This window comes from Aestuariivirga sp. (genome assembly GCF_020252395.1).
Taxonomy (GTDB): domain Bacteria; phylum Pseudomonadota; class Alphaproteobacteria; order Rhizobiales; family Aestuariivirgaceae; genus Aestuariivirga.
In genome coordinates this window covers 19,410-32,998 of sequence record NZ_JADCDB010000019.1, presented here as the reverse complement: position 1 = coordinate 32,998, position 13,589 = coordinate 19,410, and the positions used below count along the sequence as shown (strand labels likewise).

The window sequence follows — 13,589 nt, the reverse complement described above, 5'->3', positions numbered from 1 at the left end:
ACATGGCTGATATCGAAACGATTGCGCTCGTCAAGGACATCGACGTCGACAAGTACAAGTACGGCTTCACGACCGACATCGAGTCCGAATATGCGCCGAAGGGCCTGAACGAGGAGATCGTCCGCTTCATCTCGAACAAGAAGAACGAGCCCCACTGGATGCTGGAGGCGCGCCTTGAGGCCTATCGCCGCTGGCTGCAGATGGACGAGCCCACCTGGGCCAAGGTCGACTATCCCAAGATCGACTTTCAGGACCTCTATTACTACGCCGCCCCCAAGGGCTCGGCTGCGCCCAAGAGCCTCGACGAGGTAGACCCCAAGCTGCTCGAAACCTATGCCAAGCTCGGCATTCCCCTGAAGGAGCAGGAGATCCTCGCAGGCGTCCGCAAGCAGGGCGAGAAGAGCGAGCTTGACGAGGAGGGCAGCGAATATGCCTCCGGCAAGGTGGCGGTCGATGCTGTCTTCGACTCGGTTTCGGTCGTCACCACCTTCAAGGCGGAACTCGCCAAGGCGGGCGTGATTTTCTGCTCGATCTCGGAAGCGCTGCGCGAGCACCCGGAACTGGTGAAGAGGTATCTCTTCTCCGTCGTGCCGCAGGGCGACAATTACTATGCAGCACTCAATGCGGCCGTGTTCTCGGATGGCTCCTTCGTCTATGTGCCGCCGGGCGTGCGCTGCCCGATGGAGCTTTCCACCTATTTTCGCATGAACGCCAAGAACACCGGCCAGTTCGAGCGCACGCTGATCATCGCCGACAAGGGCTCCTACGTCTCCTATCTCGAAGGCTGCACCGCGCCCACCCGCGAGGATAGTCAGCTCCACGCCGCCGTGGTCGAGCTGATCGCGCTGGACGATGCCGAGATCAAGTATTCGACGGTGCAGAACTGGTACCCCGGCGATGCCGAGGGCAAGGGCGGCGTCTACAATTTCGTGACCAAGCGCGGCGACTGCCGTGGCCCACGATCCAAGATCAGCTGGACGCAGGTGGAGACGGGCTCCGCCATCACCTGGAAATATCCGAGCTGCATCCTGCGCGGCGAGGAATCGCGCGGCGAGTTCTACTCGATCGCCATTTCCAACGGCCGCCAGCAGGTGGACAGCGGCACCAAGATGATCCACCTCGGCAAGAACACCTCGAGCCGGATCATATCAAAGGGCATCGCGGCGGGCCGCTCCGACAACACCTACCGCGGCCTCGTCTCCGCCCACAGGAAGGCGCTGAACGCGCGGAACTTCACGCAGTGCGACTCGCTCCTGATCGGCGACGAGTGCGGCGCGCATACCGTGCCCTATATCGAGGCCAAGACCTCGACCGCGCAGTTCGAGCATGAGGCGACGACGTCCAAGATCTCGGACGACCAGATGTTCTACTGCATGTCGCGCGGGCTCAGCCAAGAGGAAGCGGTGGCGCTGATCGTCAACGGCTTCGTGCGCGACGTGCTGCAGCAGCTGCCGATGGAATTCATGGCCGAGACGCAGAAACTGATCGGCATCTCGCTGGAAGGAAGTGTGGGGTGACCCTCACATTCCTCGATATCGCACTGCCCATCGGGCTGGCGCTGGTCTTCGCGGTGTTCCGCTACAGCCAGTACCGCTCGGCCGAACCCAAGACGGCCCTGCCACGGGCGGCGGCTGACGGCGTCAAGGGCGCCATTGGCCTTGCCGTCATCACGCTTGGCTATAAGTATCTCACTCAATGAGGCGAAGAACCGTGACCCTGCTCGACATCGACAACCTGCATGTGAAGCTCGAAGACGAGGACCGGGAGATCATCCGCGGGCTGACGCTTGCCGTCAACCCCGGCGAGGTGCACGCTATTATGGGCCCCAATGGCTCCGGCAAGTCGACACTGTCCTACGTGCTCTCAGGGCGCGAAGGCTATCAGGTGACGGAAGGTTCCGTCACCTACAAGGGCGAGGACCTGCTCGAGATGCCGCCGGAGGAGCGCGCCGCCAAGGGCGTGTTCCTGGCCTTCCAGTATCCGATCGAGATCCCCGGCGTGGCCACCATGCAGTTCCTCAAGGTGGCGCTGAATTCGCAGCGCAAGGCGCGGGGCGAGAAGGAGCTCTCGACGCCGGACTTCATGCGCCTCGTCAAGGACCGCGCCGCGAAGCTGAACGTGAGTCAGGACATGCTGAAGCGCCCCGTCAACGTGGGCTTCTCGGGCGGTGAGAAGAAGCGCGCCGAGATCCTGCAGATGGCGGTGCTTGAGCCTTCGCTCTGCATCCTCGACGAGACCGATAGCGGCCTCGACATCGACGCGCTGCGGGTGGTGGCGGAAGGTGTGAACGCGCTGCGCTCGCCTGACCGGGCGATGATCGTCATCACCCATTACCAGCGCCTGCTGGACTACATCGTGCCGGATTTCGTGCATGTGCTGTCAAAGGGCCGCATCGTGAAGTCGGGTGACAAGAGCCTGGCCCTCGAGTTGGAAGAGAAGGGCTATGCCGAATTCACGCAGGATGCGGCATGAACGCGGCCATCGCACGCACCGCGGCCGAAGAGGCGCTGGGCTTCCATCTGCCCAACCGGCGCATGGAAGAGTGGCGCTGGACCGACCTGCGCCAGCTGATCGACAAGCCCTATCCGCCGCGCCAGAAGGTTGAGGCGAAGGGGGGCGACGTGGAGCGGCTTCTCGCCTCCTCGCCGTTCGCAGGCGTTGCGGCCACGCGCATGGTGTTCGTCAACGGCGAATATGACGCGAAACATTCGAAGCAGTCGAACGCTTTCGTCGAATCCACCGCCGCACTCGACGATCCGGTGAACCTGATGAACGTGGCCTTCGCCACCGACGGCGCGCGGTTGCGGATTGAGGGCAATGTCGACACGCCGATCGAGTTCGTGTTCATTTCAACGGATGCATCCCCGCGCACGGTGGCGACGCGCAATGTGATCGAGATTGCGGATGATGCCTCGGCCACGATTATCGAGACGCATCTGGGCGAGGGGAGCTATCTCGCCAATTCGGTGACGGAAATCCGCATCGGACACAATGCGCGGCTCGACCGGGTGAAGGTGGAGCTTGAGTCGCATGATGCGGTGCATCTGGCCCATGCCCACGTGATTGTGGACCGGAACGCGGCCTTCCGCGACTTCACGCTGACGGCGGGCGCCAAGCTGAACCGCCAGAACGGCACGTTCCGGTTCATCGGCGAATTCGCCGATGCCAAGGTTTCGGGCGCCTATCTGCTGGCGGGCAAGCAGCATGCCGATACCCGACTCGTGGTCGGCCACGAGGTGGCGAACTGCGCCAGCCGCGAGCTGTTCAAGTGCGTGATGGACGGCCATGCCCGCGGCATCTTCCAGGGCAAGGTGATCGTGCGCCCCGGCGCGCAGAAGACCGATGGCAAGCAGTCGTCGCATGCATTGCTGCTCTCCGAGACCGCCGAATTCGATGCCAAGCCCGAACTCGAGATCTATGCCGACGACGTGGCCTGCGGCCATGGCGCGACCTCGGGCGACCTCAACCACGACCATGTGTTCTATCTCAAGTCCCGCGGCATCCCCGAGGCGGAGGCCAAGGCGTTGCTGATCGCCGCATTCGTGGGCGAGGCCTTCGACACCGTGCACCATGACGGCATCCGGGCAGCACTCGAAGACTTCGCCGCGCGCTGGTTGACCGAGCGCCGGAGGAAGGGCTGATGACATACGACGTTCAGGCCATCCGCAAGGACTTCCCGATCCTGTCGCGCGAGGTCTATGGCAAGCCGCTGGTCTATCTCGACAATGCCGCCTCGGCGCAGAAGCCGAAGCCGGTGCTGGACGCGATCATGAAGGCTTACACCGAAGAGTACTCGAATGTGCATCGCGGACTGCATTACCTCTCCAATGCCGCCACCCAGGCCTTCGAGGATGCGCGCGAGAGCGTGCGGCGCTTTCTCAACGCGCCGAAGCCTGAGCAGATCATCTTCACCCGCAATGCGACCGAGGCCGTCAACCTCGTGGCGCAGAGCTTCGGGGGCATGGTGATCGGGGAGGGCGACGAGATCGTCCTCTCGATTCTCGAGCACCATTCCAACATCGTGCCGTGGAACTTCCACCGCGAGCGCAATGGTGCCGTGCTGAAATGGGCGCCCGTCGACGAGGACGGCAACTTCCTGCTGGATGAATTCGAGAAACTGCTGTCGCCGAAGACAAAGATCGTGGCCATCACCCAGATGTCCAACGCGCTGGGCACCATCGTGCCGGTGGCGGAGGCGATCAAGCTCGCCCATGCGCGGGGCATCCCCGTGCTGGTCGATGGCTCGCAGTCCTCCGTGCACATGGCGGTCGACGTGCAGGCGCTTGATGCGGATTTCTTCGTGTTCACCGGGCACAAGACCTATGGGCCGACGGGGATCGGCGTGCTCTATGGCAAGAAGGAGTTGCTCGCCAAGATGCCGCCCTACCAGGGCGGTGGTGAGATGATCCTGGAAGTGGGCACCGATTACGTGACCTACAACGACCCGCCGCACCGCTTCGAAGCGGGAACGCCGGCCATCGTGCAGGCGATCGGGCTGGGTGCGGCGCTTGACTACATGCGCGGGGTGGGGCTGGACAAGATTGCCGCACACGAGGCGCTGCTGCGCGACCGCGCCATGGAGCGCCTCTCGGAGATCAATTCGCTGCGGATCTTCGGCCGGGCGAAGAACAAGGGCGCCATCGTCTCCTTCAACATGGAAGGGGCCCATGCCCATGACGTTGCCACCGTGATCGACCGCGCCGGTGTCGCCGTGCGCGCCGGCACCCATTGCACGCAGCCGTTGCTGCAGCGGTTTGGCGTCACCGCCACTTGCCGCGCCTCATTCGCCATGTACAACACCCTCGAAGAGGTGGATGTTCTGGCGGAAGCGCTTATCTCTGCCCGGAGGATATTCGGATGACCGATGCCGCGACCGAGACCATGCCCGCCCCCGGCAATGCGCCGGACCCCTCGGCCATTCCGCCGGACGAGCTGGCGCGCCTGACGGATGACATCGTCGCCGCGCTCAAGACCGTCTATGACCCGGAGATCCCGGTCGACATCTATGAGCTGGGCCTGATCTACAAGGTCGACATCGATGACAACCGGAACGTCGCCATCGAAATGACGCTGACGGCTCCGGGTTGCCCCGTGGCGGGCGATATGCCGGGCTGGGTGGAGAATGCCGTCTCCGCCGTGCCGGGTGTTGCCAGCTGCAAGGCGACCATCGTTTTCGATCCGCCGTGGGACCACAGCCGCATGTCGGATGAGGCCCGCGTCGCCATGAACATGTGGTAGGGAGGAAGCCATGGCGTCCGCATCGAGACCGCTCCCTCAGGCCATGAAGCTGACCGACGCCGCCGCCCAGCGCGTGCGCGAGATCATGTCCAGGGCGGAGAAGCCCGTCGTGGGCCTGAGGATCGGCGTCAAGAACGGCGGCTGTGCCGGCATGGAATACACCTTGGAATGGGCCAAGGACCAGAAGCCCTTCGACGAGGTCGTCGAGGACAAGGGTGTCAAGGTGCTGATCGACGCCAAGGCCATGATGTTCCTGCTCGGCACCGAGATGGATTACCAGGTCTCCACGCTGAAATCGGGCTTCGTGTTCAACAACCCCAACCAGGTCTCGGCCTGCGGTTGCGGCGAGAGCGTGCAGCTGAAGCCGGCGGGGGGTTAGTTCGCACCGGCCGGATGCCACCCATTTCGCCGTTCCGGGCTTTCGTGCAGCGTCCCGGATGGTTGGGGTGACGGCTTCGTGGGATTGCGTTAGACTTTCGGCGGAAACGAGCGTGATTCATGAGGTGACTGCCATGCGCAAGCTTCCACTCCTCGCCGTGTTTCTGCTCCTGTCCGCCGCCCCGCTCCATGCCCAGGAGGACATAGACCCCAATGCCGGGCTTTCCGGCGAGCATGACTTCAATATGTATTGCGCGAGCTGCCATGGGGAAGATGCAAAGGGCTCTGGGCCCAAGGCCTTCAGCCTGACCGTCAAGCCGCCCGACCTAACGACGCTCACCGAACGCTATGGCGAATTCCCGAAGGACAAGCTGGTCCGTATGATTGACGGGCGCGACCCGATCCCCGGCCATGGCGAGCGCGAGATGCCGGTGTGGGGCGTGTGGTTCAAGGCCGAGTCGGCGCAGGAACTGGGCGGGGCGGAGGGTGACGAGGCCTCGGTGCAGCGCCGCGTCGGCAATCTCATCGGCTATATCGAGGGGCTGCAGGTGAAATAGAAAGCCCCGCGCCGTGGCGCGGGGCTTTGGTGTCTCAGAAGGTTTTGAGCAAAGCGCTGAACACGCCCGCCAGCTGGGTGGCGGGTGCGTCCGGCAGCATGACCGCCGCATGGGCCACGACGATGGGAACGAAGACGAGCGCCATCATCAGGATGACGATCATCCCGGCGTCGTCGTTTTGGCCGCCCTGTACTGCACCCTTTCGGGACGTGAAGAGAGATTTGAAGGTCATTTGGTTCACCTCTTTCCGACCAGCCGTTACCGGCGGCGGGCGGGTGAACCGAGGAAGCTCAGAACCCCGCGCGCGCCAGTAACGGCATGGTCGATCGACTATGACTGTCGCTTGGCATCGGGTTTCGTGTTCCTGCTTGAGACGGGCCCAGGTTTCCGGGCTGTGGGCTGGAAATGGACCGACAAAGCAAATCTGTCAAGAAAAAAGCACGGTTGGGCGCTGGACGCCCCCTGTTCACCCGGGGATCGCCTGGCGCGACTGGGCATAGAGTGCCGCGATGGCGCAGGACGCCATGCGCGAGCGCACCGAGTCCGCCCGCGAGGTGAGCACGATCGGCACCCGCGCACCGACCACGATGCCCGCAGCATCGGCATTGGCGAGGAAGGTGAGGTTCTTGGCCAGCATGTTGCCGGCCTCGAGGTCGGGCACCACCAGGATCTGTGCCCGGCCGGCAACTTCGCCGTGGATGTTCTTGATGCGCGCCGCTTGCCGGTCGATGGCATTGTCGAAGGCCAGCGGGCCGTCGACGAGGCCGCCGGTGATCTGGCCGCGCTCGGCCATCTTGCACAGGGCGGCGGCCTCGATGGTGGAGGGGATCTTGGTGGTCACCGTTTCCACCGCCGAGAGGATGGCGACGCGCGGTATGCCAAGGCCGATCTGGACATGGAGGTCGATGGCGTTCTGGACGATGTCGGCCTTGGTGTCGAGGTCGGGGAAGATGTTGATCGCCGCATCGGTTATGAACAGGGTTTCGGGATAGGTCGGGACGTCCATCACGAAAACATGGCTGATGCGCCGCGCCGTGCGCAGGCCGGTGGTGGAGGAGGCAACCTCGTGCATGAGTTCGTCGGTGTGGAGGCTGCCCTTCATGAGGAGGGCTCCTTCGCCGGCGCGGATCAACTCGACGCCGCGGGCAGCGGCCGCGTGGCTGTGCGGCACGTCCTCCAGACGCAGCCTCGATATGTCCGCCCCGGCCTTCCCGGCGGCCGCCTCGATCTTGTGGCGCGGGCCAACCAGGATGGGCGTGATGATACCGAGCCCCGCCGCCTCCACCGCCCCCATCAGGGAGGTCTCGTCGCAGGGGTGGACGACGATGGTGGGGGTGGGCGGGATCGTCCGGGTCCGCGCGATCAGTTGCTCGTATTTGGCGTGGGTCTGCGTGTCCAATCCGCTCTCCGGACTCAAAAGATCTGTGCTAAGCCAAGGCCAGTCTAGCCAAACTGGGGGAGATTGGACATGGCGATGCGGGAATTCTTCACGGCGATGTGGCGCACCATCCTGCTGCGCGGGTTGGCGAGCCTGGCGTTCGGCATCGTCGCCTTCGTCTATCCGCAGGTGACGCTCGCGGTGGTGGTGACGCTGTTCGGCATCTATGCGCTGGCCGATGGCCTGCTGGGCCTGTGGGGCGCGTTCCGGGGCAAGGAGGAGGGCAGCTCGATGACCGGCCTGCTCACCGCCATTGCCGGCGTCGTGGCGGGCCTCGTCTGCCTTCTCGCGCCGGATTTCGCCACGCGCTACGTGGTGCTGCTCATCGGCTTGTGGAACATTGCGGCGGGCCTGTTGCAGCTGATCGGCGCGCTGGTGCTGTGGAAGGACATCGAGCAGCCGGGCTATCTCGCGGTGGCTGGCGTCATCGGAGCGGCGCTGGGCGGGCTCATCATGTTCTACCCCACGGCAGCGGCGGTGAGCGTCATCTGGGTGATCGCCGGCACGGCGGTGCTGGTGGGCCTGGTGCTGCTGGCCTTCGGCTGGAAGCTGCGCGCCGCGGCGCAGGAGCTGCTGAAGGCGCGCGGCGTTTAGGGTTTGCGCAGCAGCAGCTCGCGCGCCGTCGCCTCGTTGGTGATCAGCACATTGGCATCCGCGAGGCGGATGGCGCCCAAGAGCGCATCCACCTTATCGTTGCCGCCCGAGGCCAGCACGCGTGTTGGGACACTGCGGAGCTGCTCAAGCGGCAGCGACATGATGCGGCGGTTGACCGGGTGGTCGACCAGTGCTCCGTCGCGATCATAGAAGTTGAACAGCATGTCGCCCACCGCGCCGCGCTTGAGGAGTTCGGCGCGCTCCTCGTCGCTGATCAGGTTGAAGCGGAAGGCGGTGGAGGAGGGCGCCATGGTGCCGACGCTGAGGATGGCGAGGTCGAGGCGTTCGGCTCTGCGGAAGATGTCGCGCAGGCCGCAGCGCTCGATCAGCGCATCGCGCGTTTCGGGCGAATCGACGACTGCCGGCGCCTGGAAGAGGTAGCAGTCCGCGCCCATGATGCGGGCGAACTGCCAGGCGAATTCGGCGGGATTGTATTTGCGCGCCTGCACGATGCCACCCAGCAGCGAGATGACCTGCAGGTTCTCGAGATCGCGCGGCGCCAGCGTGCCGAGGCTTTCATAGAGCGTTGCGCCCCAGCCGACCCCCACCGTCATGTCATCCTCGATCGTGCCGGAGAGATACATGCCGGCGGCGACGCCGATTGACTTGCGGATGTTCTCCGCACTCGCCGGCTCCGGCACGACGACCGCATCCTTGAAGCCGAACGCCCTTTTCAGCTCGCCCTCGAGCTCGAAGCATTCCGAGACCTCGCCCTCGATCCAGATCTTCACCTCGCGCTGCTTGATGGCCTCGTTGATGTTGCGCACCACGGTGACGCGGCCGATGCCGAGGCGGCCAGCGATCTCGTTCTGCGTCAGGCCCTCGACGTAATACATCCAGGCGATGCGCATACGGTTGCGGGCGATGCGGCCGGCGCCGCGCTCAAGGCTGAGCGGGCGGCTTTTGCGGGACTGGGTCTTCTCCAACATGCTGGGACCACGCGCCGGTTGCGGTCTCTAATTGTGGCGGAGGATGCTAAATCCCGCAAGCGTACACTTATGTTGCAGAAGACTCCCGGCCGCCCCAATCCGCGGCTGATCGCGATCTGGCTCTGTCCTCTGCCGTAACGTAATCCAGATATTTCGCAGTGCGAGACATTGTTGCGGCGCGTCATTACGAAACATTTGCGCATGTGAATGCAGTTTAGTACATGAATTGCATCGCCCGTCCATCCCGCGGCAGAACGGGAGGGCGCCGAGGGAGGAACGGACATGCTGGCCCAGCCCACAGTCGCCGTCGTTTCGCTCGCCGCCGCCGCGCAGCGCGGCTGGCCTTGCTCCCTGACATTCCGGACCGATGATCCCGCCCGCAGCCGGCCTGCGGCGAGGCGCGGATGAACCAGACAGGCCGAACCTGAAGGAGGACCCACTCATGCCGATCACTAAGCCGGGCCTGATCACCCGCCGCTCGCTGCTCAAGTCCACCGCCGCTGCCGGCGCCGCCTTTGCCGCTGGCACGGGCGCGGTGCCGCTGGTCAACGTCCGCCGCGCCTCTGCCCAGAGCCTGCCGAACCCCGCCGACGTGCTGGCCAAGATCAATGTCGGCAACATGGTGAAGAAAGAATATCGCGAGCAGTACAAGCTCGGCGATAACGACGAGCTGTGGGACCCCAAGAAGGACTGGATCCGCACCGTCGACTGGGAAGCGATCCGCAAGGAGCATGCCGGCAAGACCGTGCGCTTCGCCATCGGCGCAGCCGACCGTGAATCCGCTCAGGACCAGATCGAGCCCTTCGCCCAGCTTTCGGGCATCAAGATCGAACTCGTGGCCATTCCGGACGATTCGATGTACGACAAGGTCGTCGCCGAGTTCCTGTCGGGCAATGCGAGCTTCGACGCCATTCAGTTCTTCTCCCCCTGGCTCGGCGACTTCGCGGCCCAGGGCTTCCTGAAGCCTCTTGACGAATATGTATCGAAGTGGAGCCTTCCCTTCGATGACTTCTACGAAACCTACCAGCGCAACTACGGCCATTGGGCGGACAAGGGCATCCTCGGCATTCCCTTCGACTGCGACATCCAGCAGGTTCACATCCGCCCGTCGGTGTTCAAGAAGATCGGCCTTGATTCCGACCGCGTAAAGACCATCCCCTCCTATGAAGAGATGATCCGCATCGCGCCCGAGCTCAACAAGGCCGAACCCGGCGTCAACGGCATCGGCATGATGTGCGGCCGCGGCTTCTGGGCCACTTACACCTGGCAGCATATCTCGGCGCAGTACGGCATGATGCTGTTCGACCAGAACTGGGAACCGATCTTCAACGGCGATGCCGGCGTCAAGGGTCTCGAGACCATCGTGGCCCTGTCGAAGCACGCAATCGAGGGCGTGGCCGCCGCCGACTGGCCAACCAACCGCGCCGCCTGGCTCGGCGGCCAGATCGCCTGCAACATCTCTTGGCAGGACTCCGGCACCCAGGCGACGCGCCCCGACCAGTCCAAGATCGGCGATGACGTGCTCACCATCTACACGCCCCGCGTCGAGGGCGGCAATTTCGCACCGCCGAACATCGCGGGCTCCACGTCCTGCGTCACGGCGACCTCGCCGGAGCCTGAAGCGGCCTTCCTGATGCTCGCCTATCTCACCACCGCCTCGATCATGGCGATGAATGAGGCCAATGCCAATGGCGTGGCGCCGGGCTACCGCTCGGTGCTGAAGAACGAAAAGCTGCAGGCCGTATCGCAGCCCGCCAAGGTCTGGGGCGACTCCCTGGATTTCGCCTGGTGTGCGCCGCGCGTACCGTCAGGCTTCCAGATCGACCAGGAGATCGGCTTCCTGATCAACAAGGTCGTCGTCGGGGAGATGCAGCCCAAAGCCGCGCTCGACGAGGCCGTGGTGAAAGTCAAGGACATCATGTCCAAGAACGGCTTCTATCAGGGTAAGGACCCGATGAACTTCGCAGCGACCGAGCCCGGCCTGTGGATGGGCAAGGGTAAGCCGCTGCCGTTCTGATCGCGAGTCCGGCTCCTCTCCCGTTCCGCTTGCCGAGGGCAGGGGAGGGGTCACTTACCAAAGCAGGTTTCATGACTGACGCCGTACTCCCCACCTCGGCCTTGCGTATGGCACGGCGGCGCAGCCCGTTCCGGCGCAAGGTCTTTCCTTACCTGCTGGTGGCGCCCGCCGTCGTCTACCTGCTTGCGATCACGCTCTATCCCGGCATCTTCGCGCTGTGGCGCAGCTTCTATCAGGGGCGCTTCAAGCTCGAATTCATTGGCCTCGAGAACTATTCCGACCTGTTTGGCGACGAGGCCTTCTGGCACAGCCTTTACAATACGCTGGTGATCGGCGGCATCACGCTGGCCGTCGAATTCGCCATCGCCATGACGCTGGCGGCACTGGTCTACCGCGATCCCTTCGTGCGCGGCTGGCGGATCGTGTTTCTGCTGCCGATGCTGTTCATGCCCTCGGCCGTCGCGTATCTCTGGAAGCTGCTGTTCAACGACGGGCGGGTGATCAGCGACCTCCTGATGCAGGTGGGCCTCGCCAGTTCCAACATCGACTTCATGGGCTCCTCCTGGCTTGCCCGCGGCGTGCTGGTGGTCACCGACGTGTGGCAGTGGACGCCCTTCCTGTTCATCATCTTCGTCGCGGCGCTGCAGGGCCAGGACAAGGAGATCGAGGAGGCCGCGCGCCTTGACGGCGCGCGCTGGAGCCAGGTGTTCTTCGCGATCTCGCTTCCCTTGATGCGGCCCGTCATCGCCATCGCGCTGGTGCTGCGCGGCATCGACATCCTCACCATGTTCGCCTCGCCCCATATCATCACGCAAGGCGCGCCCGCGGGCGACACCGAGACGGTGAGCTATTTCATCTACCGCACTGGCTTCAAGAGCTTCGAGTTCGGCTATGCCTCCGCCGCCTCCGTCGTGGTGCTGGTCCTGACCGTCATCCTCGCGCAGTCCTTCGTCAGGCGCTTCTTCCGGTCGGGGAGGGAGTGATGGCGGAGGGTTCGCGCTTCTCCATCGGCCGCACCATCCTGCTCCTCGTCTGGGGCCTGTTCTGCCTGTTGCCGGTCATCTTCTTCGCCACCATCGCGCTCCGGCCGCGGAATGAGATCATCGCGCCGAAACCGATCTACTTCCCGACCATCTCGGTCGAGACCTGGGCCAAGATCTGGGCCGAATGGCCGATCATGCATTATTTCATGAACTCGGTGATCGCCGTGTCGGGCAGCGTGCTGATCTGTCTCGTCCTCGGCATTCCTGCCGCCTATTCGCTGGCGCGCTACCAGTACAAGGGCCGCGAAGACATCGGCTTCTACATCCTGTCGACCAAAATGATGGCGCCGGCGGCGGTGGCGATCCCCATCTTCTTCCTGTTCCGCGCCATGGGACTGCTCGACACGGTGTGGGCGCTGATGCTGGTTTATGCAGCGATGAATCTCTCCATCGTCGTGTGGATCATCCGCTCCTACATGATCGACATCCCGCACGAGATCGAGGATGCGGCGCGCACCGATGGCGCCTCGGACCTGCGCATCCTTTGGTCGATCATCATCCCCATGTGCCTGCCCGGCATCATCACCGCGGCGGTGATCGCGGCGATCTTCGCCATGAACGAATATCTGTTCACCCTCATTATCGCCACCAAGAACGCCTATCCGCTCTCCGTGGCGCTGGCCAACTTCTCGGGCGGTTCCGACGGCATTATCTACAACGCGATAGCACTTGTCGCCTTCCTCGCCTTCTTCCCCGCCCTGCTGCTGGTGATCCTGATCCAGAACCATTTGTCGCGCGGGCTGACCATGGGTGCGGTGAAGGGGTAGATTTCGTCCTCTTCCGATTGCAGGAGAAGTCCCTATCCCTCCTCTCCCGCTTTGCGAGACCTCTGCGAAAAGGGCCGATCTGGTGTTTTGATGGCCGTTGAGACGCTGATCTTGCGGTGCGATGGGGCGTTGAGGGGCGTTTGACTGGCGGCGGGCCCGCCTTTCGGAAGCCTTGCCGGCGTAGACCGCCTTCTCGTCGCCCACGATCAGATCGTCGGCCGCTTCGCTTTTAGTAGGTCTTGGCGCTGGGCCGCAATGCCTGTGGAAATTTGAACAAGGCTCCGCCTTGACCACAGTCCCACAGGCAAAACATCTCCAATAAGGTGGACATTTAACGTGCTACCCAAACCGGACAATTTCATTCGCTATCGCCATCCTACCTGTGGTGAAAGCGGCAATCTATCGTTGACTCATGCCCCGAAAAAAGCGAACGTAAGTTTGGAGCAAGAAGGGCCGATTCTGGCCCCGGCGACAGGGGGGCTAAGACCGCAGCGCCAGAAACGGCGCAAAGTCCTGGCCACAACGTTACAGAGTGAGGAAAGCCGGCAACGTGCGTTGACCGGCACAG

Annotated in this window: 15 protein-coding genes; 12 read left to right on the top strand and 3 right to left on the bottom strand. The window is 63.6% G+C overall.

From position 1 onward, the window contains the following. Positions 1-2 precede the first annotated feature (2 nt). The 8 genes from sufB to IOC82_RS09570 all read left to right on the top strand — a co-directional run bounded on the left by sufB (position 3) and on the right by IOC82_RS09570 (position 6,173). Positions 3-1,517 (top strand): Fe-S cluster assembly protein SufB, encoded by a 1,515-nt coding sequence (gene sufB / locus IOC82_RS09605; RefSeq protein ID WP_290545964.1) that lies wholly within the window; start codon positions 3-5, stop codon positions 1,515-1,517. Continuing rightward, positions 1,514-1,699, top strand: coding sequence for a hypothetical protein (locus IOC82_RS09600; RefSeq protein WP_290545963.1), 186 nt, complete (start codon positions 1,514-1,516; stop codon positions 1,697-1,699). Before sufB ends, IOC82_RS09600 begins: the two co-directional genes overlap by 4 nt. Positions 1,700-1,716: 17 nt before the next feature. After that, a complete protein-coding gene (sufC, locus tag IOC82_RS09595) occupies positions 1,717-2,472 on the top strand; it encodes a Fe-S cluster assembly ATPase SufC (protein WP_290546023.1) in 756 nt (251 codons plus the stop codon). Continuing rightward, positions 2,469-3,641 carry a Fe-S cluster assembly protein SufD gene (gene sufD, locus IOC82_RS09590; RefSeq protein ID WP_290545962.1) on the top strand — a complete coding sequence of 391 codons (1,173 nt, stop codon included), beginning with the start codon at positions 2,469-2,471 and terminating at the stop codon, positions 3,639-3,641. The genes sufC and sufD overlap by 4 nt, the downstream gene beginning before the upstream one ends. After that, positions 3,641-4,861, top strand: a complete 1,221-nt coding sequence (locus IOC82_RS09585) for a cysteine desulfurase (RefSeq protein ID WP_290545961.1) — start codon at positions 3,641-3,643, stop codon at positions 4,859-4,861. Before sufD ends, IOC82_RS09585 begins: the two co-directional genes overlap by 1 nt. Then, the gene (locus tag IOC82_RS09580) at positions 4,858-5,238 is read left to right on the top strand and encodes an SUF system Fe-S cluster assembly protein (RefSeq protein ID WP_290545960.1); all 381 of its coding nucleotides are present in this window, start codon (positions 4,858-4,860) and stop codon (positions 5,236-5,238) included. Before IOC82_RS09585 ends, IOC82_RS09580 begins: the two co-directional genes overlap by 4 nt. 10 nt (positions 5,239-5,248) lie before the next feature. Continuing rightward, complete coding sequence (sufA, locus tag IOC82_RS09575; protein ID WP_290545959.1) at positions 5,249-5,617, top strand: Fe-S cluster assembly scaffold SufA; 369 nt, start codon at positions 5,249-5,251, stop codon at positions 5,615-5,617. 133 nt (positions 5,618-5,750) lie between these two features. Then, complete coding sequence (locus tag IOC82_RS09570; RefSeq protein ID WP_290545958.1) at positions 5,751-6,173, top strand: cytochrome c; 423 nt, start codon at positions 5,751-5,753, stop codon at positions 6,171-6,173. 34 nt (positions 6,174-6,207) lie between these two features. Here the strand turns inward: IOC82_RS09570 and IOC82_RS09565 are convergent, their stop codons facing one another. Then, positions 6,208-6,405 (bottom strand): hypothetical protein, encoded by a 198-nt coding sequence (locus IOC82_RS09565; RefSeq protein ID WP_290545957.1) that lies wholly within the window; start codon positions 6,403-6,405, stop codon positions 6,208-6,210. Positions 6,406-6,639: 234 nt separating this feature from the next. Further along, entirely contained in the window at positions 6,640-7,572 is a 933-nt protein-coding gene (locus tag IOC82_RS09560) for a phosphate acetyltransferase (RefSeq protein WP_290545956.1), read from the bottom strand. Positions 7,573-7,641: 69 nt separating this feature from the next. On the opposite strand from IOC82_RS09560, the gene IOC82_RS09555 reads away from it, so the two are divergent. Next, positions 7,642-8,205, top strand: a complete 564-nt coding sequence (locus IOC82_RS09555; RefSeq protein ID WP_290545955.1) for an HdeD family acid-resistance protein — start codon at positions 7,642-7,644, stop codon at positions 8,203-8,205. On the opposite strand, the gene IOC82_RS09550 is transcribed toward IOC82_RS09555, so the two are convergent. Further along, a complete protein-coding gene (locus tag IOC82_RS09550) occupies positions 8,202-9,194 on the bottom strand; it encodes a sugar-binding transcriptional regulator (protein ID WP_290545954.1) in 993 nt (330 codons plus the stop codon). The two genes, IOC82_RS09555 and IOC82_RS09550, sit on opposite strands and share 4 nt — an antisense overlap. Before the next feature lie 442 nt (positions 9,195-9,636). Here IOC82_RS09550 and IOC82_RS09545 point away from each other — a divergent pair, with 442 nt between their 5' ends. The 3 genes from IOC82_RS09545 (at position 9,637) to IOC82_RS09535 (ending at position 13,021) form a co-directional block, all read left to right on the top strand. Continuing rightward, on the top strand, positions 9,637-11,211 hold the full coding sequence (locus IOC82_RS09545) for an extracellular solute-binding protein (RefSeq protein WP_290545953.1): 1,575 nt from the start codon (positions 9,637-9,639) through the stop codon (positions 11,209-11,211). Positions 11,212-11,282: 71 nt separating this feature from the next. Beyond that, complete coding sequence (locus IOC82_RS09540) at positions 11,283-12,194, top strand: carbohydrate ABC transporter permease (RefSeq protein ID WP_290545952.1); 912 nt, start codon at positions 11,283-11,285, stop codon at positions 12,192-12,194. Then, positions 12,194-13,021, top strand: coding sequence for a carbohydrate ABC transporter permease (locus IOC82_RS09535; RefSeq protein WP_290545951.1), 828 nt, complete (start codon positions 12,194-12,196; stop codon positions 13,019-13,021). Before IOC82_RS09540 ends, IOC82_RS09535 begins: the two co-directional genes overlap by 1 nt. The last annotated feature ends 568 nt before the right edge of the window (positions 13,022-13,589 follow it).